Source organism: Mesorhizobium ciceri biovar biserrulae (assembly GCF_001618845.1).
Taxonomy (GTDB): Bacteria; Pseudomonadota; Alphaproteobacteria; order Rhizobiales; family Rhizobiaceae; genus Mesorhizobium; species Mesorhizobium ciceri.
Window position 1 is genome coordinate 3,336,968 of sequence record NZ_CP015064.1, and the last position, 23,911, is coordinate 3,360,878.

The following is a 23,911-nucleotide window of genomic DNA, read 5'->3' on the forward strand; positions in this document are numbered from 1 at the left end:
GGTGATGGCTGTTGCGAAAATCGGTGCGAGCAACCATCGCGCCTGGCCGACACTTTTTTCCACTGTTTCTCTCCGAATTGGAGAGACAACAACCTTTAGGCCTAAGCCGTTCCGCCTACTCCCAACGGGTAAGACCATTGCGTTTTCCAACCAGACTTTGGTCCTGCGCGGATTCAGACAGAGGCCCGTATGAGGAACGTTTGGCCTGGCGACGTGTTCGGGTGGCTGGCGCCCAGCCGATCGTGCTGCCGCCAGGTTACAAGAGGAGAAAAACAAATGAGGATGCACCTAAGCAGCGCCGCTGCGGCGCTCTTGCTGTTGGCCAGCGTCGGCGCGGTTGCGGCACAGGATGTGGTTATCACACCGGAACAGGACACCGTCGTCCGCGAATACGTGAAGAAGCAACCCTTGGCTTCTGTGAAGCTTCCGGGGGTGGAGTTGAATGTCGGCACGGCTCTGCCAGACACGGTCGAACTCCACGAGGTTCCCAACGTCAAATACCGCTATACGGTGGTCGACAACCGAACGGTTTTGGTGGACCCGAGCACACGCAAGATTGTGAAAGTCTACGACTGAAACTTCGAACCGGCCAGGCCCGCCGGCAGGGATGCCGGCGGGTTGCGCTCGTCAAATCGCCACTCAATCGGACAAATGAAAATGATGAACCCTGAAGTCGAGACGTCGCAATCGCTCGTGGCGCGCCTGGTTGATCTCCAGGCGAGGGCGCGGGCAGCACGTATAAATGAGGCCGAAATAAAGACCTTCCAAAAGGTCGCAGCCGTCACGGATGATGGTCGAGGTCGGTCGGCTCAGGATCTGGCCGTTCCAGGTTCGATGGCGACATAGTGGTGCACGAGGTCACACCCCAATCGCCGCCACAAGAATTCGGTTCTGCCCGCGGATCGCCGCGCGCAGTTCCAACATTCCAAGTTGTGCCTTCTTCTACGACGCGCCAGCAACCTGGGTGGATGCCCCAACCCTGGTGAAGGTGTTCCGCACCCTGACGGACTTGTAGACGTAGGCGACCCAGAGCCCTATCAGCACAAACGAGACTATGTGCGTCGCAAGCGCCTCGCCAGTGACCACTTGCCGAACCGAAACCCCGATCGCGGTGGAGACCCAGATCGCGTCCAGTATGACCGCCACCGGGATTGCGAGCCATTGGATGAGAAACAACTGCTTGAACCGAAGGCTCCGCCTCAGCATGGCAACGAGCACCACAAGCTGAAGCACCATGAATGCCAGCAGCAGGGCAACCTCGCCATAGACCACCATGGGTCCATTCGGCACCAGCATGAGCTGGTTGTAGCCATCGCTGGAGGCCCCCAATTCGGCGAGTGTGCGCAGCGGTGACAATGCCTGACCGATAGCCAGCAGCATCAGCCAGCCGCCGAAGCCCACAAGAGCCTCAGGATTCTGCGACGGCTTCGCGGCCGATCGAACAGCAAAGAAAACAGGCACGCCGATCAACAGCAGCATGATCGCCCAATGCCAGATGGAAAACGCCCCCATTTACGCCTCCCCTTTTTATGCCCCCTTAAGTTGTACCAAGTTTTAGATTCAACTCAAGAGGCGAGCCCTCGTGTGAATGAAGTTATGTCGAACCGACGCTTTCTCCTGTCTGCTCCTGACTCCCTCACACCCCGATTGCCGCCACCAAAATCCGGTTCTGCCTCCGTATCGCTGCGCGCAGCTCCGGTATCCTCGCCGCGTCGCGCTTCACGAACTCGATGAACATCATGTTCATGTTGTTGAAGATCAGTTCGCCGAGCGCCGCCCCGTCGATGTCCTGGCGCACCAGGCCGAGCGCCTGCAGGCGGGCGATCAGGGCGCGGATCTGTTCGGTCAGCGCGCGGTCGAGCGCGGTGTAGGCCTGGCCGAACGGGCTGTCGGGCAGTTGCGTCGAGATCGCCATTGCCTGCCGCCACATCTCCTTGCTGAGATAGTGCAGCGAGTGCTCGATGTAGATGCCGATCAGCGTATCCAGCGCATCGCCGACGTTGGCTGGTGGCCTGGCGACGACGCCCTGCCCGGCATTCAGCACCTCATTGACCTCCAGCGAGACGATGGCGCCGAGGATGTCGCCCTTGTTCTCATAGTAATTGTAGATGGTGCCGACAGAGACCTCGGCCTGCGCGGCGATCGCTTCGATCTTGGCGCCTTCATAGCCGGCCTCGCGAAACAGTTCCGCCGCCGCCTCGATGATGCGCCTGTGCCGGTCCGCCTTTTGCCTTGCCCGCAATCCGCTCATTCCAGCCTCTTGCCACAAAAACAGAATTGACTCAATTTTAGAATTGGTTCAATTTTTTGCAAGAAGCCACAAAGGCAAGGGAGAACACTCGATGTCCGCACATTCCAAGACCATGAATTCGCTTTCCATGTTGAAGAGCCATCTGCATGCTGCGTGCGCGGCCGCGGCGCTGTTGCTCGCAGCCGGCAGCGCTGTCCAGGCCGCCGACCTCAACGCGCTGATCTGGTGCGATCATGCCGATCCGGCGCTGCTGCAGCCCTTCGAGGAGGCCAATGGCGTCAAGGTCAACGTCAAGGAATTCGAGGGCACCGGCGCTGGCCTCGCCATCGTCGAACAGTCGCAGCCGGGCGACTGGGACGTGATGGTGATCGATTCGATCGACGTGCCGCGCGGCGTCGAAAAAGGCCTGTTCGAGCCGCTGCCGGAAGACAAGCTGCCGCTGGCCGACCTGTTTGCGCAGGTGAAGATGGACGGCTCCACCATGGTCGGCGGCAAGCGCTACGGCATCACCGAAAAGTTCGGCTACAACACGATCGGCTACAACAAGACCAAGGTCGACCCGGCCGACATGCAGTCGATGGCGGCCCTGACCGGCGACAAGTACAAGGGCAAGGTCGCCATCTACGACTACTACCTGCCGGTCATCGGCATGGCCGCACTGGCGATCGGCAAGAAGACGGCCGATCTCACCGAAGCCGACCTGCCCGCCCTCAAGGACGAGCTCTTGAAGATGAAAGCCAATGCCAAGCTGGTCGGCGAAGTGACCGCCAGCCAGACGGCGCTGGCGACGGGCGAGGTCGACATACTGGTCGGCGGCGGCGAATGGGTGACGGCGGGCCTGGCCAAGGAAAACCCGGCGCTGGACTTCTCCATCCCGAAAGAAGGTGCGGTTCTGTGGTCGCAGTCGCTGGCCATGTTCAAGGATTCCAAGAACAAGGACATGGCGCTGAAGTTCATCCAGTACATTATGAGCCCGGAGGGCCAGGCGCGGCTTGCCACCTCCTCCTGCTACTGGGGCATGCCGGCCAACACCAAGGCAGCACTGACCGACGACCAGAAGAAGGTGCTGCGCTTCGACGAACAGCCGGGCTTCCTGACGCGTGCCCAGGCCTATCCGGCGCCGAACGCCGATCTCGACAAGAAGATGCAGGACATGTGGACCGAAATGCTGCAGGCGAAATGAGCCGATAGCGCTCATGAGCTCGGCTGGAAACAACCCCTTGCCCCGGGCGGGCCGTACCCAGCCCCGGGCGAGCTCTGCTCTGCCCCGGGCGAGCTCTGCTCTGCCCTGGGCGCTGGTCACGCCGGCGCTCGGCTGGACGCTGCTGTTCTTCGTGCTGCCGTTCATTGCCATGGGGTTTTCCAGCCTGACGGCGCATGAGGGCGGCGGCTTCACGCTGTCCAACTACAGCCAGTTCTTCACCAACCCTTCCTACTGGCAGGCGATGGTGAACTCGCTTGAGGTGACCGCGATCGTCACCGTGGTCTCGGTGCTGCTCGCCTATCCCTTCGCCTGGATCCTCGCCGAACAGGTGCCGGAGCGCTGGCAACGGCTGGCGCTGATGCTGGCGGTGCTGCCGTTCTGGACCTCCTATGTCGTGCGCTCCTATTCCTGGCTGCTGGTGCTGGCGCAGAACGGCGTCGTAAACCGGGCGCTGACCGGCTCCGGCCTCATCAGCGAGCCTGTGCATCTCGCCAACACGCGTTTCGCCACCATCACCGGCTTCGTGCACTTCTTCGTCATGTTGTTGACGCTGACGATCTTCGCCAATCTCAAGCAGCTCAGCCCGAGCTACCGCAAGGCGGCCGCCGATCTCGGCGCCGGGCCGGTGCGAACCTTCCTGCATGTCGTGCTGCCGCTGACCTTGCCCGGCATCATGGTCGGCGCCTTCCTCACTTTCGTGCTGTGCATGGGCGACTACATCACGCCGCAGATCCTGGGCGGCAACAACGAGCTGCTGATGCCGCAGCTGGTGATGATGCAGATCGGCCGGCGCGGCGACTTTCCGCTGGCCTCGGCGCTGTCGATCATCCTGATGGCGGTGGTCACCATCGCCTATCTCGCCTGCGCCCGCTGGCTGAAGATCGAGCGGGCCTGAGATGCGCAGGATTGTCCGCATCGCCTCCTGGCTCTACGCGCTTGCCGTCTACGGCTTCATCTTCCTGCCCGTGATCGTGCTGGTGCTGTTTTCGCTGCAGGCGACGTCGTTCCCGATCCCGCCCTTCACCGGCCCGTCGCTGCGCTGGTACGACGCAGTGCTCTCGGACCCACGGCTGACGTCGGCGTTGGTCAATTCGCTGCTGGTCGCGTCCATCTCGTCGCTCGCCGCCGTGACGCTCGGCTTCCTTTCCGCCTGGGGCTTTGCCCGCTTCGTCCTGCCCGGCTCCGGCCTGCTGCGCGGGCTGATCACCCTGCCGCTGACGGTCAGCTATCTCATCATCGGCATGGGGCTGCTGGTGCTGTTCAACTGGGCCGGCGTACCGAAATCCTTGCTTGCCGCCGGCATCGGCCATGTCGTGATCAATCTGCCGCTGTGCTTTGCCATCATCTACAGCCAGATGGGCGACCACCAGATCAACATCGAGCGCGCCGCGCGCGACCTCGGCGCGCCGGAATGGAAGGTGCTGCTGTTGATCACCGTGCCGGTCATGGCGCCGGCCATCTTCGCCGGCTTCTTCCTGTCGATGACCTTCTCCTGGGACGAATTCGTGATCTCCTTCCTGCTCACCCGCTTCGACACCACGCTGCCGGTCGAGATTTGGAACCTGCTGCGTTCCGGCCTCAATCCCAAGACCAATGCCGTCGGCTCGCTGGTCTTCGCCGTCTCCATCGTGCTGGTGGTGTTTTTTGAACTGACATTGCTTCGGAGAAAGCCCGCATGAGCGCGCCCCTCGTCGACATCAGCAGTGTCTCGCACCGCTTCGGCCAGCACACCGTGCTGAAGGATGTCTCGCTGCAGATCGAGCCCGGCAGCTACACGATCCTGCTCGGGCCGTCCGGCTCCGGCAAGACGACGCTCTTGTCCATTCTGGGCGGCTTCGTCACGCCCAGCGAAGGCAAGGTGTTCATCCGTGGCCAGGACTGCACGTCGGTGCCGCCGGCCAAGCGCCCAACGACGACGGTGTTCCAGGACTATGCGCTGTTTCCGCATATGAGCGTCGGCAGCAATGTCGGCTTCGGCCTGCGCATGCAGGGCGTCGACGGCGCGACACGCGCCGCAAAGGCGCGCGAGGCGCTGGCGCTGGTCGGTCTCGCCTCTGCCTTCGACAAGAAGCCGCATCAGCTCTCCGGCGGCCAACGGCAGCGCGTGGCGCTGGCGCGCGCGCTGGTGATCGAGCCGGCGGTGCTTTTGCTCGACGAGCCGCTCGGCGCCCTCGACCTCAAACTTCGCCGGCAGATGCAGGATGAATTGAAGGCGATCCAGAAGCGCGTCGGCACCGCCTTTATCCATGTCACGCACGACCAGGAAGAGGCGATGGCGCTGGCCGACCATTGCGTGGTGATGAATGACGGGCGCATCGAGGACGAAGGTCCGCCAGAGCGCGTCTACGCACGGCCGGCGACGCGTTTTTCGGCGACCTTCATGGGCGAAAGCACGATCCTCGCCGGCACGGTCACGGAGGCGAAGGATAGGACAAGCACCGTCGCGACGCCGGTCGGGCCGGTCTCGCTGCCCGGCGCCTTGCCGGTCGGCTCTACCGTTGCGCTGGCCATACGCCCGGAGCATCTTGTCTTCGGCGAGGCGCGCGGCGGTGTCAGGCTCGGCACGGCCGAGGTGAGCGACGTGGTTTTCCAGGGCAGCTTCAAGCGCGTGCTCGCCGTTTCCGTCGAGGACCCTTCGCTCCACATCATCGCCAAATTGCCCGCGACGGCGACCGTCCAGCCGGGCGACAGGGTCGCGATTTCCTGCGATACCGATCAGATCATCCTGCTGACGGATTGAACATGGCAACGCTTGCGGTCATCGACGCTCCCGACTGGTACGAGACCATCCGCATGAGCGATGGCGTAACCTTGATCCACGAGCCATGGATAAAACCATTCTTCCGCTGCAACATGTGGCATGTGCGCGGCCGCGATCGCGATCTCCTCTTCGACACCGGGCTTGGCCATTTCAGCCTCAGGCGTCACGTGCCGTTGGTCAGCGAGCGCAAGCTGATTTGCGTCGCCAGCCACACGCATTTCGACCATATAGGCTGTCACCACGAATTTCCCGAGCGCTGCGTGCACGCCGCCGAGGCCGGGATCCTCGCCGATCCGCGTAACGAGTGGACGGCAGCCGGCACCTATGCGACCGACGAAATGTTCGATTGCCAGCCGCAAGGCTGGAACACGGCGCGCTACCGTATTCCGCCCGCACCGGCAGGCCGTTTGCTCGAGCATGGGGACGTCGTCGATCTCGGCGATCGTGCCTTCGAGGTGATCCACACGCCCGGCCATTCGCCCGGCGGCATCGCGCTCTATGAAAACAGGACGGGCATCCTGTTATCAGGCGACATCATCTATGACGGCCCGCTGATCGACGACGTCTACCACTCGGACATATCAGACTACATGGCGACACTGCTGCGCCTGCGCGACCTCGATGTCTCGGTCGTGCATGGCGGCCATTTCCCGAGTTTCGGCAAAGTGCGCTACCGCCAGCTCGTCGACGAGTATCTGGAACAAAAGCGGCGAGCCGGCTGCCATCTGCGGCAGCCCTGAAAGCGGTCAGCGCATCAATTCGAAATGCCGCGGAAACGCTTGATGCAGCAGGAGCAGCATGGTCTTGCGCAGCACGTTGGTGTCACGGCTGGACGGATTGAGATGATCCCAATACCAGGCGCCGTGGACCAGATAATTCAGGCTCTCCGACAGCGTGTCGATGTCGACGCCGGTGTAACCGCCGCTGCGCGAAATCTCGATCAGCAACTCGCGCGCTTCGGCGGTGTAGGCAAGATCGCTCGGCAGGCCGATCTCATTGTAGATCTGCATGCTCTTGCGGTCGCTGGAGAACACGACAAAGACCGAAACCCATTTCGGGTGCTGGCGGGCGAAACGTTGCGCGCAATCGACCGCGCCCAGGGCCCGCTCAACCGGCGACAGGCCGGGCGCTCGCACCAGCGTCACCCACAGCTCGTCGTATCGATCGCTGAGATACTGCAGGACGGCGCGAAACAGGTTCTCCTTGCTGCGGAAATGGAAGACGACCAGGGCATTGGACGAGCCGACATGTTCGGCGATGCGCTGCATGGTGACGCTTGCCAGTCCCTCCTCCGCGATGAGCTCGATGGTGGCGTCGATGATCCGCTGCACGCTGGCTTCGCCGCGTTCGCGCCGACGGTCCTTGGGCGGCGCGGCATCGTTTGCGGCACGTCCATTCTTCGCCGTTGCGCCTTTGCGTTTTGCCGCCGCAGCTTTTTGTTGCGCCATCTTCGTCCAGCTCCTTTCGGACCTTCTGCCGGCGATCGCCGGCTCCGCCACGGATCCGTCTATTCGAGGTGTCCGGCGCGGCTCACCATAACCGAAACCGCAGATCAATCACGATCGCGGCAAGGGCCGCATCGCCCTGTTATAGCGACGGGCGCGTTTCGGCGTTTGTGTACCACTGCCCCTTGGCCGTCTCATAGGCCACGGCCGCCCGGAAGACATCGGCATCGCAATAGGTGCGGCCGACGATCTGAATGCCTGTCGGCACGCCGCTTGCCGCCCGGCCTGACGGCACGGATAGAACCGGACAGCGGCTCATCATGTTGAACGGCGTCGTCATCACCCAGCCAAGCGACGGGTTCACCTGCTTGCCGTTGATCTCGACCGTGCCCGTTGTCTGATCGAACTCCGCCGGCACGGCGGGAAGCGCGTTGGTCGGGCAGATCAGCACATCGTAGGTCTCCAGCAGCGGCCCCAGCGTCTGGTACATCCTGGCCGCCACTTCCAGTGTTCCGACAAAGTCCGTCGCCTTCGACCTTTGCCCGTCCTCGGCGAACTGCCTGGCATAGCTCGTCATGTCCTTGCCGTGCTCCTTGAGCAGTTGCGACAGTGAGGCGCCGAACAGATGTTCGAGATAGGCCATGCCCGCCTTGAGCACGTCGTCGCCCCAGCCCAGATCGACTTCCTCGACCGTGGCGCCAAGCGAGCGAAACACATCGCAGGCGGCAAGCGTGTTCTTGCGCACATCGGGGTCCACTTCGAAAGAACCGAGGTCCATCGAGAAAGCAATCTTCCAGCCCTTGATCGGCTTGTAGTCGCTGGGCAGGCGCAGTTTGGGGCGGAGCGTGGCGATGTCGAGCGGGCTCGGTCCGGCCATCACGTTCTGCAGCAGGATCGCATCCCCGACGTTTCGCGCCAAAGGTCCGGTGTGGCAGTAGAAATCGAGGTTGAACGGCGGCTCGTCCGGATTGCGCCCGTAAGGCGGCTTGAAGCCGACAAGACCGCAGGCCGACGCGGGAATTCGGATCGACCCGGCAATGTCCGAGCCGGTGGCGATCGACGACGTGCCGGACGCCAGCGTCGCCGCGGCACCGCCGGACGAACCGCCGGGCGTGAAATCCGGGTTCCACGGATTGCGCGTCACGCCCCAGCGTTTCGACCAGGTGTAGCCGGCGCAGCTGAATTCAGGCGTCGCCGTGCGGGCATGGACAATGCCTCCGGCCTTGATGATGCGCTCGTTCATCGTCGACGTATGGCCACCGATGGCATCCCGGGACAGCAGCGAGCCGTGCGAGGTCGGCTTGTCCTTGATGTAGCTCTCGTCCTTGATGCCGATCGGCAGTCCCTCGAGCGCCCCGGTACGGGCCCCCCTGGCGTATTTCGCCTCGGCTTTCCTGGCCAGATCCATCGCCTCGTCGAAATGCGTGAAGGTGAGGCAGTTGATCGTCGGCTTGGTGGCTTCGGCGCGGCGGATGGTGGCCTGCATCAGTTCGACGGGCGAAAGCTTCTTTGCCTTGAACAGCCGCAGCGCCTCGCTGGCCGGCATGTAGCAAAGGTCGAGATCGGTCATGGGAAGTCTCCTGCGATCTGCGCATCGCGTTGCATGGACGGAGATGACCGCGCCGCGTGCTGCGGCGCGGGAAAGCCTGGTCAGGTCATTTCTGCAGATCGGTCCAGATCTTCGTGTAGAGCGCCTGCACGTCGGGCGGGCATGCCTGCATGAACTGGCCCTTGGCGGCGAAATCGGCGGGAATGTTGACTTCCGGCGCGGTCTTCATGTCGTCGGGCATGAAGGCTTCCGAGCCCTTGATGCCGTTCGAATAACGCGCAAAGGCTGAGATCAGCGCCGCATTCTGCGGATCCATGATGAAATTCTGGAACAGCTTGGCGTTGTCGACGTTTTTGGCGTCCTTGAGGACAGCGACATTGTCCATCCAGATCGGATAGCCTTCCTTGGGATAGCCATAGACGATCTTGTCGTTCTCAAGCCGCTCGCGCAGCGATATGCCGTTCCAGTTGACGCCCGCGGCGATGTCGCCCCTGCCCAGGCCATCGACGGCCGCATAGTCGAGCGAAAGCCATTTCGCCTTGGCCTCCACCAGCTTGTCATGCACTTTCTTCAGCATTTGCATGTCGCTGCTGCAATATTTGCCACCCTCGTAAGCGATGGCGAGGAACATGATGTCACCCATTTCGGGTACGACATTGATCTTGCCGACGAGTTCGGGGGGTGGGTCGAGGAAGATCGCCGATGTGTTGGGGTCGCCGGCATAAACCGACTTGTTCAACGAAATGCCGGTCGTGCCCCACTGCCATGGAACGGTATATTTGCGGCCTGGATCGAATGGAACATCGACCCACCTGGGATCGACGTTCTTGAAGTTCTCCATCTTGTTGGGATCGGTCTCCAAGAGCAGACCTTCGCTGATCCAGACCGGCACGACGCTCGCCGAGGGCACGACGATGTCATAGCCGGAGGCGCCCTGCCGGACCTTGGCCAGGGCGGTATCGTTGGAATCATAGTCGGTGACGGTGACCTTGACCTTGTAGGTCTCCTCGAACTTCTTGATCAGCTCGGGACTGGTGTAGTTGCCCCAATTGTAGATGTTGAGTTCGCCCTCGGCATGGGCAACGCCCGTGACAGTCAGCAGCGACAGGCCGATGGCCGTCGCGGTCAGTTTCCAGTTCATGCTGTATGCTCCCATTGTTGGGACCGGCGGCGTTACGGCCTCAGGTCCGTTTCCTGCTGACGAAAAGATGGCCGCGACAATGCCGATCGACGGCACGAGAACGGCCGTCGGCATCGCATTTGCGGCATGCGGCGCACCGGCAACGGCAAGCCGCATCGCAGTCGAGATATTCCCCTCTTCACGGTGGCCATTCACCGGCTGGCGCCGGCTGTCCAACTCAATTCGCGACCTCAGGAGTAACTATGACTAAACATGCAGTCAATATCTTTATGCGGATACGGCCATGGCTCGCCGATCGATGCGCCCGATGCGGTGGTGACCAAGTGGGCAGCCAGGAAAGAGCTTTGGCCGCGACGTCGGGCGCGTCAGGCCGTTGGGGCCGCAACGGTTCCGGCCGCAATTCGCTGACGGAACCAATCGAAGGTGCGCCCGATGCCTTCCTGATAGCCCGTCCTGGCTTCCCAGCCAGGAAGGACATGCCTCGCCGACGTCAGGTCCGGACGCCGATTTGTCGGATCCTGGGGAGCCGGAGGGTGGTGCTCGATGCGGCTGCCGGGGACAAGCGACCTGACGAATTCCGCGATGCGCAGGACGGAAACCTCGTGATCGTTGCCGATGTTCAGAGGGCCGCGATGCGAGATGCCGTCGCGCCAGAAGTAACGTTCCAGCCCCTCGACGATGTCGTCGACATAACCCCAACTGCGCGATTGGGACCCGTCGCCATAGACCGTCAGCACCCCGGTTGTCAGAGCCTGGATGGCAAAGTTCGAAACGGCGCGTCCGTCGTCGATGCGGGTTCGCGGCCCATATGTGTTGAAAATCCTGACGACGCGAATGTCGAGCCCGACAACCCGCTGCTGTTCGAACAGCAATGCCTCGGTGCAGCGTTTGCTTTCATCATAAGAGGCCCTGGGACCGGTGCAGTCCACCGATCCCCTGTAACTCTCGGGTTGGGGTGAAACCAGGGGGTCGCCATAGACTTCCGAGGTCGAGGCGAAGCAGAAACGGCCGCCGGGCTTGAGCAGCGTCAGAAGATTGAGCGCGCCGCCGATGTTGGCCTTGATCGTGCGTACCGGCTCGCGCATGTACCAAAGCGGCGAAGCCGGCGACGCGAGATGAATGATCTCATCGAAGCGTTGAAGGGATGAAAAGCTTTCGGCATCGGCAATCTGCAGATCGAAACGCGGATCGGCGATATGTGCGACGTTGTCTCGCGTCCCGGTCCAAAGATTGTCGACGACGATCAGCTTTTCCAGATCGCTTCGCCGCAACAGACGGTCGACCAGATGTGAGCCGAGGAAGCCGCAGCCACCAGAAATCAACACGCTGCGCGACATGGCCCCCCTGCTCCAGACACCCGGCCAGTCAACGAGCCGCAGGGCTTGTTTCCCAACAACGGCGGATACGAGGCTACCCAAAAACCTTTCCGCCAATCGGTGCACCCATCTACACCGCCAAGCGCCGCGAGTGCAAACAGCAAGCTTTCACGAGTGGAACGTGCGGCAGCCGACCGGCCTCTGCTTTTAAGGAGAGAAACTGCCGCGCGATGTCACGCACCGAAGCGGCCGCCAATGCCGCCGGTCATCCGAAAGGATGATCAGGTTACAGCGCTACAGCGCCCTTTGCGGGCATGGCGCTCCGGCTGCGTCACCACAGCGCGACGCCGTGGGCTGCGGTCGGAAGCTCGTCTCTTCGGACTGGCGCACCAGTTCGGCAAAGAGCAGCGCGAAGCTTCCCAGCATCAGAAAGACAATGATCAGGCGTGTTACCGGCAATATGTCGGCCTCGACTGGCTAGCCCCCACGCCACCCATCCACTGCCGGCTAACATGACCGATCCGGCTTTACGAGACTTTAAGGCCGGTCTTAACCATCACATTCGCGTAGCCTTTGACATGATACGCGAACGCATGTCTGCATCCGCCGTCCCGCGGTCGCCTCGCCATCCCGGAGTGGCGTTGCCATCCGGGATGGCGGCTCCCTTTGCAGACCTACCCCGCCCATGCTACCCCGAAATCGGCGGCCCTGCCGCTGCCATCCGGTCGTCATCGGGGAGCCATGAGCAAAGCCGCCAGCCACATCGCCTTCGTCTCGTCCGACACCGCTGACGCCAAGACGGCGCTGGAAAGCCTGTCGGCGCGCTATGGCCAGTCTTCCGTCGAGGAGGCCGAGATCGTCGTTGCCCTTGGGGGTGACGGCTTCCTGCTGCAGACCCTGCGCGACACGATGGGGACCGGCAAGAAGGTCTACGGCATGAACCGTGGCACCATCGGCTTCCTGATGAACGAGTATCGTTCCGGTGGCCTGACCGAGCGTCTCGAAGCCGCCGTCGCCGAAACCATCCGCCCGCTGGAGATGCTGGCCGTGACCTCGGAAGGCGAAACGATTTCGGCACTGGCTATCAACGAGGTGGCGCTGTGGCGTCAATCGTACCAGACGGCCAAGATCCGCATCACCGTCGACGAACAGGTCCGGCTTGAGGAACTGAACTGCGACGGCGTCATGATCGCAACCCCGGCCGGGTCCACCGCCTACAATCTTTCGGCGCACGGGCCGATCCTGCCGCTCGACGCGCCGCTGCTGGCGCTGACCCCGGTCAGCCCGTTTCGCCCGCGCCGCTGGCGCGGCGCGCTGCTCTCCAACAAAGCGACGGTGCGCTTCGACATCCGCGAGCCGGAAAAGCGGCCGGTGAACGCCGCCGCCGACCATACCGAGGTCAAGGCGGTGACCTCGGTAACGGTGCGAGAATCACCCACGGCGACAGCAACGTTGCTGTTCGATCCCAATCATTCTTGGAACGAGCGTATTCTCGCCGAACAGTTCCGCTATTGAGCCGGCTCTGCGACCGACAGGTCGATTAAGCATCCCGATTAAGGTTACAACTTCACAATCGTGCCATTGCTGCCCGTTTCTGTTGACAAATCGAGGGCTTGCTCCTAATTGCAATACCGATCTTGCAGGCGCGTGGCGCTTGCCGCGACGCCATTAGACGCCGTTGCGCTTCCCCGAACCAGCCAAAGACAACAACACTTGTCCTCAGACACCACGACCGCTCAAGAAGCGTTGACCTTCGCAGACCTCGGCCTGTCGCCGAAGGTCCTTTCCGCAGTCACCGACGCCGGCTACACCCAGCCGACGCCGATCCAGGCTGGTGCGATCCCGCACGCCTTGCTCGGCAAGGATATTTTGGGCATCGCCCAGACCGGCACTGGCAAGACGGCTTCCTTCGTGCTGCCGATGCTGACCCGCCTCGAAAACGGCCGGGCCCGCGCCCGTATGCCGCGCACGCTGATCCTGGAACCGACGCGCGAACTCGCCGCGCAGGTCGAAGAGAATTTCATCCGATATGGCAAGAACCACAAGCTCAACATCGCGCTCCTGATCGGCGGTGTCTCATTCGACGAACAGAACAAGAAGCTGGAGCGCGGCGTCGACGTGCTGATCGCGACGCCCGGCCGCCTGCTCGATCACCGCGAGCGCGGCAAGCTGTTGCTCAATGGCGTCGAGATCCTCGTCATCGACGAAGCCGACCGCATGCTCGACATGGGCTTCATTCCCGACATCGAGCGCATCTGCGAGATGATCCCGTTCACCAGGCAGACGCTGTTCTTCTCGGCGACGATGCCGCCGGAAATCACCAAGCTGACCGAGAAATTCCTGCATGCGCCGGTGCGCGTCGAGGTCTCGAAGGCCGCGTCCGCCGCCACCAACATCACCCAGCGGCTGGTCAAATCAGGCTCCAAGCCGTGGGACAAGCGCGAGACGCTGCGCAACCTGATCAAGGCCGAAGATGCCGAACTGAAGAACGCCATCATCTTCTGCAACCGCAAGATCGAAGTGTCGGAACTGTTCCGCTCGCTGCTGAAGTATGATTTCGACGCCGGTGCGCTGCATGGCGACATGGACCAGCGCGCGCGCATGCAGATGCTGGCCAATTTCCGCGACGGCAAGCTGCGCTACCTCGTCGCTTCCGACGTCGCCGCGCGCGGCTTGGACATCCCCGACGTCAGCCATGTCTTCAACTATGACGTGCCGATCCATGCCGAGGATTATGTCCACCGTATCGGCCGTACCGGCCGCGCCGGACGCTCCGGAAAATCCTTCACCATCGCGACCAAGTCGGACACCAAATACATCGACGCCATCGAGCGGCTGATCGGCAATAAGATCGAATGGCATGATGGCGACTTGTCGACGGTGGTTGCCAGCGAAGGCGGCGAGGACGATGCTCCGCGCCGTGGCAAGGGCGCACCGCGCCGCGCCGGCCGCAAGGACGACGACCGCAGCAGGGAAAAGGGCGGCGAGCGCAAACCGCGCGAACGCCACGCCAAGCGCAGCGAAGACACGGCACCGGAAACAGTCCGCGAGGACCAGCCGGTGGCCGAGGTCGCAGCGGCAGCCGCCGACGTCGGCGAACGGCGCTCGCGCAAGGAAGCGATCCGTTCGGAAAACACCGAGCGCAAATCGTCCGATCGCAACGAACAGCGCGCACCGGAACGCGGCGATACCCGGCCGCAGCGAGACAACAGCCGCCCTGCCCGCCAACGTCACCAGGAAGACAACGATTCAACCGTTGGCTTCGGCGATGACATGCCGGCCTTCATGCGGATCGTCGCCAAGGTCTGATCCCGACCGCTTCGAAGGCAAGCCAGCCATCCGGCTTGCCTTCTCGGTAGAGCTCCAGCCTGGTTCGCCCGTTACATCGGCCCAGGCATCATCTTGGTCGGTTTTTCCAGCATCGGAAACTCGGCCTTCGAGCATTTCACGTTCGGGTTCGTCGGACTGAACATGCCGTTCGGATTGTCTCCGAGCCAGGCATGAAGGTCATAGTGGACGAACTCCTTCGGGATGAGAGGGTAGTGCCCCTCCATCGGCCCCATGAAGGTTTGGCCAAACAGCTTCGGAGGCTCCTTTATGTCCGGCGTCAGAGGCACCAGCCATTCCGCGCCCACCAGCCGCAAACCCTTCTTGGTCGGTTCATAGATCAGCACGTTGGGGTGCATCGGGTCGAGCTTCTGGCCGACACTCGGGACATTGACGAAGTGAATACCCATGGCGCCCTTCGGGTAATCCATCGCGCCCGCTATCTTTTCTCCGCTGTAGTAGACGCAGCCGACCGTCGACAGATAGAGGTCGCGGACGGCAGCGGTGTAGTCCTCATATTTGGCGAGCGACTTTTTCAAGGCTTCGATGTCGGCCTTGTTGGCGTCCTCGGCCCGAGCCGAAGCAACGTTCAGCCACGCGCCTACCAAACCTGTTAAAACGAGGACGCCACAGCGCCCAAGGCTGGCTGTTCTTGTCATGCATTCCTCCCAGATTTCTGATCTGGCCGTGCAAGACCGAGGCGGAAAAATGCTGATTGCGCGGCCGGTTACACCGCCTCATCCCCGCTGGACTGCCATGATGCTATTCCTTTCCATGGCCGCCGGAAAGCTATATTTTAGCAATAACTAAATCTATACCGTACCCATCCAGAGCGCCGATGTCAGCTCAAACAAAAACGGCCCCGCATGAGGGCCGTTTCGCATCCGCTTGCCGGACGGATCAGGTGAGCGGGGACAGCTGGATCTCGACGCGGCGGTTCTGCGCCCGACCTTCGGCTGTGGCATTGGATGCGACCGGACGTGTCTTGCCGAAGCCTGTGACGGCGAAGCGCCGCTGATCCACGCCCTGACCGGACAGATAGTTCGCCACCGCCAAAGCACGACGCTGCGACAAATCGAAATTGTGCTGGTCGCCACCGGTCGAATCGGTGTGGCCGAACACGTCGACCGTGGTCTGCTTGAACTTCTTCAGCACCAGCGCGACGGAGTTCAGGACCTGATAGAAGCCGGGCTTCACCGCATCCTGATCCGAGTTGAAGGTGATGTCGGACGGCATGTTGAGGATGATCTGGTCGCCGCTGCGGGTGACGCTGACACCGGTGCCCTCGAGCTGCCGGCGCAGTTCGGCCTCGTTCTGGTCCATCGTGGCGCCGATGGCGCCGCCGGCCAGCGCGCCGATGCCGGCGCCGATCAGTGCGTTGCGGCGGTCGTTGCCACCGGCAAGCAGGCCAAGGCTGGCACCCGCCAGGGCGCCAAGGCCGGCGCCGGCCGCCGTGTTGGAAATCTTCTGGTCGCCTGTATACGGATCGGTGGTGGTGCAGGCGCTCACGAGCACAGCCGTCGCCACGACGACGAGCACAGTCTTTTTCATAGGATGGTCCCTCTCCAAGTCACGCCTTGCGGTGGCGCCAAATCAGCCCTTCCCGCGACTTGTACCATGAATTGCGGCGAAAAGCGGAACGGCAAAAGCGCCGTTCACGGCTTTTCCCGAGGGACCAATACCCGGTGGTGGCGCCGCATCGCCGTGCCGGAATGGTTTGGATAAGCTACCAGAGGTTCTTGCCGTCTATGACAACCACTTCGACCTTGTCGAGATCGAAATCATCGAACAGCCGCGAGTTGACGCTGATCTTGGGATTGTCGAAATCCGGCTCGCCTGTCGACCAGTCCGGCGTTTCGGTAAAGGTGCCGCAGCCGCAGGTGGCGCAAAAACCGTGCTTTACGGTCTTCGACCCCCAACGATAGAAAGAGACGTTCTCCATCGGGCTGGTGAGCTTGAATTGCGAAGGCACGTAATAGGCCCAGAGCGAGCCGCGTTTCGAGCAGAAAGAACAGGTGCATTGCGTCACCGTCTGCGGTGCTTGCGAAACCTCGAACGTCGTCGCCTTGCAATGACAGCTTGCCTTGATGGTCATCAACGAACTCCTCCTGTCGCCGCCACCCTGTACGGCAAAGGCAGCATAAAGAGGTGCTCCTGACAACTGTCTGTCAGCAAGCATCACCCGGCGCTACCGCGACAGGCGCGTCTCAGCAAGCCCGTCCCGTCACACGCGATCAGGCGGACGTCGGAATGCGTTCCTATCGTCAATACGAGCGCGGCGGCACGAACAGGCAGATTGTCCTGCCGGCGTCGAGGCCCCCCTGGTGCGCGCACCAATGGAACTCGCCGTCCGGGCTGTCCTTGACACGCTTGTCGGTCATTGGAACGACCTCACCCGTTCCGGCGATGACATAGCCCTCGGGTTTCTCCAGCACTTCGCCTGTATGGGTCGTGCGACAATCATAGTTGGCGCAGCATGCGAACGGATAACTCCAGCCTTGTGGCTTTGCCGCCGTGGGCGTGGCGTCATGCGCGAAGGCAGGTGCCGTCAGCATTGCCATCGCGCCGATCGCGAACAGGGAAAACAAAAGTCGGCCAGCCGGTTGAACGGCATTGGCCGATCTGAGTGTGGCAGCAGACATGGAAACGTTCCTTTCAAACGAGCATCAAGCGTTTCGCTTGCCCGTTCCCGGAACGTATCTTCCCAGTGGCCGGATCGTCGGGTCGCAGATATGCCGCGTCCGGCCATAAATGCTTTTTCTCTCCCAGCCCTTGGATGCTGGGCTGATTCCTTGGTCGGCGCAAGAACATGCATTCCCGACATCGTTCTACAGACGTCAGGCATCCGCTACCGCCGACGAGATGAGGCCAAGGTCAATTCCCGGCAAACGGGCGTCGAATAAACGGGATTGGCCCGCTGTGGTTCCAGCCTATTGCTGGTCGGAGCCGGCAATCACGTGCTCTTGATACTGCGGCAGGTCATCGGTGATGGTGAACCAGCCCGCCTTCGAACCGACGAAGATGTGCTCGGTTGGACGAATGGATGGGTCGTCGACGAGCGTTCCCATGGCGACATGGACGTAGGCGCCGTCGCGCACGAGCGAATAAAGCAAGGAGCCGCACCGGCAGCAATGCGCGTTGTGGCCGCTTTGGTCGCCGAAGATCAGGAGTTTGTCCTCGCCTTCGGTGAGGACAAACTTTTCACGCTCGATACCGGCGAAAGGCTTGAATGCCGAACCGGTGGTGCGCCGGCAGTCCGAACAATGGCAATTCGCGGCATAGAGGAATTCGTCGGCCACCTCGTAGTGAACCGCGCCGCAAAAGCATTTTCCGGTGAGCTTGCTCGGCACTCTCTCCTCCATTGCTGTGGTGCGCAGGGGTATGTTCAGATGAGGCCAGGCCAGCCTCACCTGAATATGGGCATATCCTAGTCCAGGTCCGCCACGGCTTCGCCGGCACCGCCTTCGATGCGCTGCGACAACGAGGCTTCCATGAAATCGTCGAGGTCGCCATCGAGCACGCTCGACGGGCTGGTGCTCTCGACGCCGGTGCGGAGATCCTTCACCAACTGATAGGGCTGCAGCACATAGGAGCGGATCTGGTGGCCCCAGCCGATATCGCTCTTCGATGCTTCGGTGGCGTTTGCAACCGCCTCGCGCTTCTTCAGCTCTTCCTCGTAAAGGCGCGAGCGCAGCATCTCCCAGGCCTTGGCCTTGTTCTTGTGCTGCGAACGTTCGGCCTGGCAGGCGACGGCGATGCCGGTGGCCAGATGCGTGATGCGCACCGCCGAATCGGTGGTGTTGACGTGCTGGCCGCCCGAGCCGGACGAGCGATAAGTATCGATGCGGACGTCGGATTCGGAGACGTCGATCTCGATCGTGTCGTCGATGACCGGATAGACCCAGACGCTGGCGAAGGACGTATGCCGGCGCGCATTGCTGTCATAGGGCGAAATACGCACCAGGCGATGAACGCCCGATTCCGTCTTCATCCAGCCATAGGCGTTGTGGCCTTTGATCATCAACGTGGCGGACTTGATGCCGGCCTCTTCGCCGTCATGCATTTCCAGCACTTCGACTTTGAAACGGCGCCGCTCGGCCCAGCGCGTGTACATGCGCAGCAGCATCGAGGCCCAGTCCTGGCTTTCGGTGCCGCCGGCACCGGCATGGATTTCGAGATAGGTGTCGTTGGAGTCTGCTTCACCCGACAGCAGCGTCTCGACCTGGCGGGCCTTCGCTTCGCCTTGCATCGAGCGGATCGCGGCTTCCGCCTCGGCGATCACGCCCTCATCGCGCTCTTCCTCGCCGAGTTCGATCAGGCCGATATTGTCTTCCAGCGCCTGCGTCAGACCTTTCACCGAGGCGATGCCTTCTTCGAGGCTCTGGCGTTCGCGCATCAGCTTCTGCGCTTCCAGCGGCTCGTTCCAGAGGCTGGCGTCCTCGGCGCGCACATTGAGGTATTCAAGCCGCTTTATGGCTTGATCCCAGTCAAAGATGCCTCCTCAGCAGGGTTATCGCCTGCCTGATCTCGTCGACAATATTCTGCGTTTCCGCGCGCATGGCTGGCTGTTCTGTCCTGTTTGCTGAAATCGGTCGGCGCGATACATAGGCACGCCGCCGCCGGCTGTAAAGCAAAATGGGCCGGCCCAAGGCCAGCCCATCCGCCCCTGAAAATCGTCAGTAGAGGCCGCCGCCGCCGGACTGGATAGCCTGATTGGCTTGCGGCGACAGTGCGCCACCGGTGGCATTGGAACCATCGGCGCCCATGCCGATCACCCAATAGCTGTCGGCGGGACCGGTGCCCGGCTTGAAGGCTTCGATGATGGTGCCGGGATCGCCCGATGCGGCACGCATGCCGGTCTTGCGATTGATGGCGACCAGGTTCATGCCTTCGGGCACCTTGAAGTCGACATTGGGCGTGCCGTCCAGCGCCACTCGCATGAAGTCCTTGAAGATCGGGGCTGCGAGGCCGCCACCGGTGGCGCCATGGCCGAGGCCGCGCGGCGTGTCATAGCCCATGTAGAGGCCGACGACGAGGTTGGGCGTGTAACCGATGAACCAGGCGTCCTTTTCATCGTTGGTCGTTCCGGTCTTGCCGGCGATGTGACGGCCGAGTTCGCCGATGGTGGCGCCGGTGCCGCGCTGCACGACCCCTTCCATCATCGAGGTGATCTGGTAGGCGGTCATCGGGTCGAGCACCTGCTCGGAATTGTCGACCAGCTCCGGCTCCGGCTGGTTCTGCCATTCCTGCGCATTGCAACCCTGGCAGCCACGTTCGTCCTGCTTGAACACCGTCTTGCCGTAGCGGTCCTGGATGCGGTCGATGAGCGACGGTTTGATCGACTTGCCGCCATTGGCCATGATCGAATAGGCCGACACCATGCGCATCACGGTGGTTTCGCCGGAACCCAACGCCATTGGCAGATAGGGTGCCAGATGGTCGTAGACACCGAAGCGCTCGGCATATTCGACCACCAGCTTCATCCCCATGTCATTGGCAAGCCGCACCGTCATCAGGTTGCGCGACTTCTCGATGCCGGAGCGCAGGGTCGCCGGACCGGCGACGGTGCCGTCATAGTTCTTCGGCGTCCAGCTCGTGTTGCCGCTCTGGATCGTGATCGGCCCGTCCATGATGACCGAGGCCGGCGTATAGCCATTGTCGAGCGCTGCCGAATAGACGATCGGCTTGAACGAGGAGCCCGGCTGGCGCATGGCTTGCGTGGCGCGGTTGAATTCGGACTGCGCATAGGAGAAGCCGCCGACCATGGCCAGCACGCGGCCGGTGTGCGGGTCCATGGCGATCAGGCCGCCCTCTACTTCGGGCACCTGGCGCAGGCTGTAGGTGCCCTCGGCACCATCGTTTTTCTGCACGAAGATGACGTCGCCCGGCTTCAACACCTCCGCCGGCGACTTGGCCTTGACGGTCTTGCCGGCGACCACATGGCGCATGGCAAAACCCATGTCCTCCTTGCTGATGGTGCCTTCGACGCGCTCCTTGACGATCTCGCCCGACGCCTGCCGTGCGGGCTGCAGGCCGATCGACAGGCCGGTCGCCGAACTGTCGAGCACGACGGCGAGCGACCATTCGGGAACATCCTCCAGTCCCTTGACGGCGCCAAGCGGCACGCCCCAGTCGCCCGAGACATCGATCGATGTCACCGGCCCGCGATAGCCGCGCAGCGTGTCGTATTTCATCAACCCGTTCTGCATCGATTTGCGGGCAATGAGCTGGATCTTCGGATCGAGCGTGGTGCGGACGGAGAGGCCGCCTTCGTAGAGCGCATTCTCGCCGTAGCGGGCGATGATCTGGCGGCGCACCTCTTCGGTGAAGTACTCGCCGGCGAACAGATAGGTGCCGCTGCGCCGCGGCGTCACGCCCAGCGGCTCGGCCTTGGCCTTGTTGCCTTCCTCACGCGTGACATAACCGTTCTCGACCATCTGATCGATGACCCAGTTGCGGCGCTCGATCGCGCGATCGGCATGCTTGAAAGGGTGATAGTTGTTCGGCCCCTTGGGCAGGGAGGCCAGGTAGGCGGCCTCGGCCACGGACAGTTCGTTGACCGACTTGTCGAAATAGGTCAGCGCCGCACCGGCGACGCCATAGGCGCCGAAGCCGAAGAAGATTTCGTTGAGGTAGAGCTCGAGAATGCGATCCTTGGGATAGGCCTGCTCGATGCGGAAGGCGAGGATCATCTCCTTGATCTTGCGCTCGTAGGTCTGGTCCGAGGACAACAGGAAGTTCTTCGCCACCTGCTGGGTGATCGTCGAAGCGCCGACCTGGCGCCGGCCCGAGCCGAAATTCTGCAGGTTGACGATGATGGCGCGGCCGAGGCCGGTGACATCGATGCCCGGGTGATTGTAGAAATTCTTGTCTTCCGCCGACAGGAAGGCCGCCTTGACGCGGTCCGGAATGGCCTGGATCGGCAGATACAGGCGCCGTTCGCGCGCATATTCCGCCATCAGCGCGCCGTCGGACGCATGGATGCGGGTGGTCACCGGCGGCTCGTATTTGGCCAGCACCTCGTAGTCGGGCAGATCCTTCGACAAATGGCCGATGTAGATCGCAACGCCCGCCGCGACCAGAAGGGCCAGCGTCGTGCCGATGCCGAAAAAATAGCCAATGAGACGAATCATACCCGCTCCAGTCCTTGGTTCGGGAATTTCCTAAACGAAGCCGCCTTTCACGCAAGCTTTCGAGCCGGTCCCAATCCGTAATCGAAAACCCTTGTCGCCGCCATGTGGACAAAATACGGCAATGCCTGATTTCACGGCTGCTGGCCGGAAATAAAAGCACTGGGTGTTGTCGTCGCGCAACGCCGCCTCTGGTTGCAGGCGTCGCCGGTCATGTCAACCTCCGGTTCCCGATCCGGCCTTGGCCGACGCGAACAGCGCGACGGCGTTGGTTATGCTCTGGGCCGCCTTGCCGCGCCAGTCGGCGTTGAGCAACTGCGCCTCGTCCTTGGCGTTCGAGAGATAACCGAGTTCGACCAGCACCGACGGCACATCGGGTGCCTTGAGCACCTTGAAACCCGCGGAGCGCTGCGGATTGTTGATAAGACCGACGCTGGTCGACAACTGGCCAACCAGCGTGTGGGCGAAACTCATCGAGAAATTGTGTGTTTCGCGGCGGATCAGGTCGATCAGGATGTCGGTGACTTCCTTGTTGTCGTTCTTGATTTCCATGCCGGCGAACTGGTCGGAGAGGTTCTCACGGTCGGCAAGCGCCTGCGCCTCGGGGTCCGAAGCCTTGTCGGAGACGGTATAGACGGTGGCGCCGCGAATGCCCTTGACGCTGATCGTGTCGGCATGGATCGAAATAAGCAGGTCGGCCTCATGCTGACGGGCAATGCGCACGCGGTCGTCCAGACGCAGGAATTCGTCTGTGTCGCGCGTCATGAACACATCATAATTGCCGACGGCCGCGAGTTTGTCGCGCAGCTCCGTGGCGAAGGCCAGCGTGACGTTTTTTTCGATGGTGCCGTTCAGGCCCTCGGCACCGCCGTCGATGCCGCCATGGCCAGGGTCGATGACGACGGTGAACCGATGGCCCGGATTGGAGACCGGCCCGGTGCCGACCCGCCCTCCCTTGTCGGTCGAAACGGTCGATCCGGTGGTCAGCGCCTGATTGGCAAGTGCGGCATCGAACTCGCGTTCGGATGCCGCTGACATATCGATGGCAATGCGGTAGCCGGTTCCGTCCTCGTTCTTGAGCACGTCGAGCTTGTCGACGGCAAAGGGTCCCTTGCCGGTGAGGATCAGACGCGAAACGCCCTCGCCGAGTTCGCCCAGGCGCACGCCCTTGACCAGGCCCCGCGCCTTCAAATCCTTGGCATCCACGGCGAATCTCGTATTCGCGAGATCGATGACAAGACGGTTGGGACCACGCAGCAGGAACCATTTGATATCGGGTTCGCGGTCGAAATCCATGACGATGCGCATCTTGGTGGCATCGCCGGCCATCTTGTAGCCTTTTGCCACGAGCGGAGCGTCGGCGGCACTGGCATTTGAAAACAAGACGGATGAGGCCGCCAGCAGCAGCAAGAGGCAGAAAGCGGCCAGGATCCGGCCGCCGACACGACATCCCTTGTCTGTGAAGTCCGCCAATCCCATCTCTCTTGCAGTCGCTCCCGGTTTGGCGCCCGGCGCCCGGTCGTTTCGTCGAAATGCCGGTTAGGCCGCGAACTCGATTAACGATTGGTATCCAGAGAAGGTTAACCAAGCCTTTTCATGCAGGGCCGCAAGCCTGGCTTTACGCTACGGAACGGCTTTTTGCCGGCATCGGAAATCGGGGTTGCCTTCCACCCCGCCAAATCATAAAAGCGATGGTGGATCACTGCAATCCTGGAACCGCCCTCCTCCGCAGCTTCTTGCTACAGGGTCAGACGTAAAGGCGGCTCCTTTCGCTTCAGGCGAAAAGG

The 23,911-nt window shown here is 62.0% G+C and carries 23 protein-coding genes; 9 read left to right on the forward strand and 14 right to left on the reverse strand.

What is annotated here, in order from left to right; translation table 11 throughout:
• Positions 1–276 precede the first annotated feature (276 nt).
• On the forward strand, positions 277–576 hold the full coding sequence (locus A4R29_RS15535) for a DUF1236 domain-containing protein (RefSeq protein WP_013531386.1): 300 nt from the start codon (positions 277–279) through the stop codon (positions 574–576).
• A gap of 366 nt (positions 577–942) precedes the next feature.
• On the opposite strand, the gene A4R29_RS15545 is transcribed toward A4R29_RS15535, so the two are convergent.
• Both A4R29_RS15545 and A4R29_RS15550 read right to left on the reverse strand, forming a co-directional pair.
• On the reverse strand, positions 943–1,512 hold the full coding sequence (locus A4R29_RS15545; RefSeq protein ID WP_063172288.1) for a DUF2569 family protein: 570 nt from the start codon (positions 1,510–1,512) through the stop codon (positions 943–945).
• A 124-nt stretch (positions 1,513–1,636) separates the two neighbouring features.
• Positions 1,637–2,251: a TetR/AcrR family transcriptional regulator gene (locus tag A4R29_RS15550; RefSeq protein WP_063172289.1), complete on the reverse strand. Its 615-nt coding sequence runs from the start codon at positions 2,249–2,251 to the stop codon at positions 1,637–1,639.
• Between the two features lie 91 nt (positions 2,252–2,342).
• Between A4R29_RS15550 and A4R29_RS15555 the strand changes: the two genes are divergently transcribed.
• From A4R29_RS15555 to A4R29_RS15575, 5 genes are read left to right on the forward strand one after another with little or no spacing between them, the layout of a single operon-like run.
• Positions 2,343–3,434 (forward strand): polyamine ABC transporter substrate-binding protein, encoded by a 1,092-nt coding sequence (locus A4R29_RS15555; RefSeq protein WP_063172290.1) that lies wholly within the window; start codon positions 2,343–2,345, stop codon positions 3,432–3,434.
• 13 nt (positions 3,435–3,447) lie between these two features.
• Entirely contained in the window at positions 3,448–4,350 is a 903-nt protein-coding gene (locus tag A4R29_RS15560) for an ABC transporter permease (RefSeq protein WP_063172291.1), read from the forward strand.
• Between the two features lies 1 nt (position 4,351).
• Entirely contained in the window at positions 4,352–5,134 is a 783-nt protein-coding gene (locus A4R29_RS15565; RefSeq protein WP_013531381.1) for an ABC transporter permease, read from the forward strand.
• Positions 5,131–6,195 carry an ABC transporter ATP-binding protein gene (locus A4R29_RS15570; RefSeq protein ID WP_063172292.1) on the forward strand — a complete coding sequence of 355 codons (1,065 nt, stop codon included), beginning with the start codon at positions 5,131–5,133 and terminating at the stop codon, positions 6,193–6,195. The genes A4R29_RS15565 and A4R29_RS15570 overlap by 4 nt, the downstream gene beginning before the upstream one ends.
• Before the next feature lie 2 nt (positions 6,196–6,197).
• The gene (locus A4R29_RS15575; protein WP_063172293.1) at positions 6,198–6,956 is read left to right on the forward strand and encodes an MBL fold metallo-hydrolase; all 759 of its coding nucleotides are present in this window, start codon (positions 6,198–6,200) and stop codon (positions 6,954–6,956) included.
• 6 nt (positions 6,957–6,962) lie between these two features.
• Here A4R29_RS15575 and A4R29_RS15580 read toward each other — a convergent pair whose 3' ends face one another.
• The 3 genes from A4R29_RS15580 to A4R29_RS15590 all read right to left on the reverse strand — a co-directional run bounded on the left by A4R29_RS15580 (position 6,963) and on the right by A4R29_RS15590 (position 10,351).
• Entirely contained in the window at positions 6,963–7,664 is a 702-nt protein-coding gene (locus A4R29_RS15580) for a TetR/AcrR family transcriptional regulator (RefSeq protein WP_013531378.1), read from the reverse strand.
• Positions 7,665–7,803: 139 nt separating this feature from the next.
• The gene (locus A4R29_RS15585; RefSeq protein WP_063172294.1) at positions 7,804–9,231 is read right to left on the reverse strand and encodes an amidase; all 1,428 of its coding nucleotides are present in this window, start codon (positions 9,229–9,231) and stop codon (positions 7,804–7,806) included.
• Positions 9,232–9,316: 85 nt separating this feature from the next.
• Positions 9,317–10,351, reverse strand: coding sequence for an extracellular solute-binding protein (locus tag A4R29_RS15590; RefSeq protein WP_063173699.1), 1,035 nt, complete (start codon positions 10,349–10,351; stop codon positions 9,317–9,319).
• On the opposite strand from A4R29_RS15590, the gene A4R29_RS34160 reads away from it, so the two are divergent.
• Entirely contained in the window at positions 10,323–10,601 is a 279-nt protein-coding gene (locus A4R29_RS34160; RefSeq protein ID WP_127224493.1) for a hypothetical protein, read from the forward strand. The two genes, A4R29_RS15590 and A4R29_RS34160, sit on opposite strands and share 29 nt — an antisense overlap.
• Before the next feature lie 115 nt (positions 10,602–10,716).
• Here the strand turns inward: A4R29_RS34160 and A4R29_RS15595 are convergent, their stop codons facing one another.
• Positions 10,717–11,688, reverse strand: coding sequence for an NAD-dependent epimerase/dehydratase family protein (locus A4R29_RS15595; protein ID WP_063168088.1), 972 nt, complete (start codon positions 11,686–11,688; stop codon positions 10,717–10,719).
• A 720-nt stretch (positions 11,689–12,408) separates the two neighbouring features.
• On the opposite strand from A4R29_RS15595, the gene A4R29_RS15600 reads away from it, so the two are divergent.
• The gene (locus A4R29_RS15600) at positions 12,409–13,182 is read left to right on the forward strand and encodes an NAD kinase (RefSeq protein WP_013531374.1); all 774 of its coding nucleotides are present in this window, start codon (positions 12,409–12,411) and stop codon (positions 13,180–13,182) included.
• A gap of 198 nt (positions 13,183–13,380) precedes the next feature.
• Positions 13,381–14,976, forward strand: a complete 1,596-nt coding sequence (locus A4R29_RS15605; protein ID WP_063172295.1) for a DEAD/DEAH box helicase — start codon at positions 13,381–13,383, stop codon at positions 14,974–14,976.
• Positions 14,977–15,047: 71 nt separating this feature from the next.
• Here A4R29_RS15605 and A4R29_RS15610 read toward each other — a convergent pair whose 3' ends face one another.
• From A4R29_RS15610 to A4R29_RS15645, 8 genes are all read right to left on the reverse strand, one after another.
• Positions 15,048–15,653: a hypothetical protein gene (locus A4R29_RS15610; RefSeq protein WP_013531372.1), complete on the reverse strand. Its 606-nt coding sequence runs from the start codon at positions 15,651–15,653 to the stop codon at positions 15,048–15,050.
• A gap of 241 nt (positions 15,654–15,894) precedes the next feature.
• On the reverse strand, positions 15,895–16,545 hold the full coding sequence (locus A4R29_RS15615) for a YiaD family glycine zipper/OmpA-like lipoprotein (RefSeq protein WP_013531371.1): 651 nt from the start codon (positions 16,543–16,545) through the stop codon (positions 15,895–15,897).
• A gap of 175 nt (positions 16,546–16,720) precedes the next feature.
• Entirely contained in the window at positions 16,721–17,089 is a 369-nt protein-coding gene (locus A4R29_RS15620) for a GFA family protein (RefSeq protein WP_024503891.1), read from the reverse strand.
• A gap of 169 nt (positions 17,090–17,258) precedes the next feature.
• The gene (locus A4R29_RS15625) at positions 17,259–17,636 is read right to left on the reverse strand and encodes a hypothetical protein (protein WP_013531369.1); all 378 of its coding nucleotides are present in this window, start codon (positions 17,634–17,636) and stop codon (positions 17,259–17,261) included.
• Between the two features lie 288 nt (positions 17,637–17,924).
• On the reverse strand, positions 17,925–18,344 hold the full coding sequence (locus A4R29_RS15630; protein ID WP_082827572.1) for a GFA family protein: 420 nt from the start codon (positions 18,342–18,344) through the stop codon (positions 17,925–17,927).
• 77 nt (positions 18,345–18,421) lie between these two features.
• Positions 18,422–19,553, reverse strand: a protein-coding gene (prfB, locus tag A4R29_RS15635) for a peptide chain release factor 2 (protein WP_013531367.1) whose coding sequence is annotated in 2 segments (ribosomal slippage) — positions 18,422–19,486 and positions 19,488–19,553 — 1,131 coding nt in all. Because the reading frame shifts where the segments join, the coding sequence is not laid out codon by codon here.
• 117 nt (positions 19,554–19,670) lie between these two features.
• Entirely contained in the window at positions 19,671–22,127 is a 2,457-nt protein-coding gene (locus tag A4R29_RS15640) for a penicillin-binding protein 1A (RefSeq protein ID WP_013531366.1), read from the reverse strand.
• A gap of 213 nt (positions 22,128–22,340) precedes the next feature.
• Entirely contained in the window at positions 22,341–23,603 is a 1,263-nt protein-coding gene (locus A4R29_RS15645) for an N-acetylmuramoyl-L-alanine amidase (protein WP_063172297.1), read from the reverse strand.
• Positions 23,604–23,911: the final 308 nt, after the last annotated feature.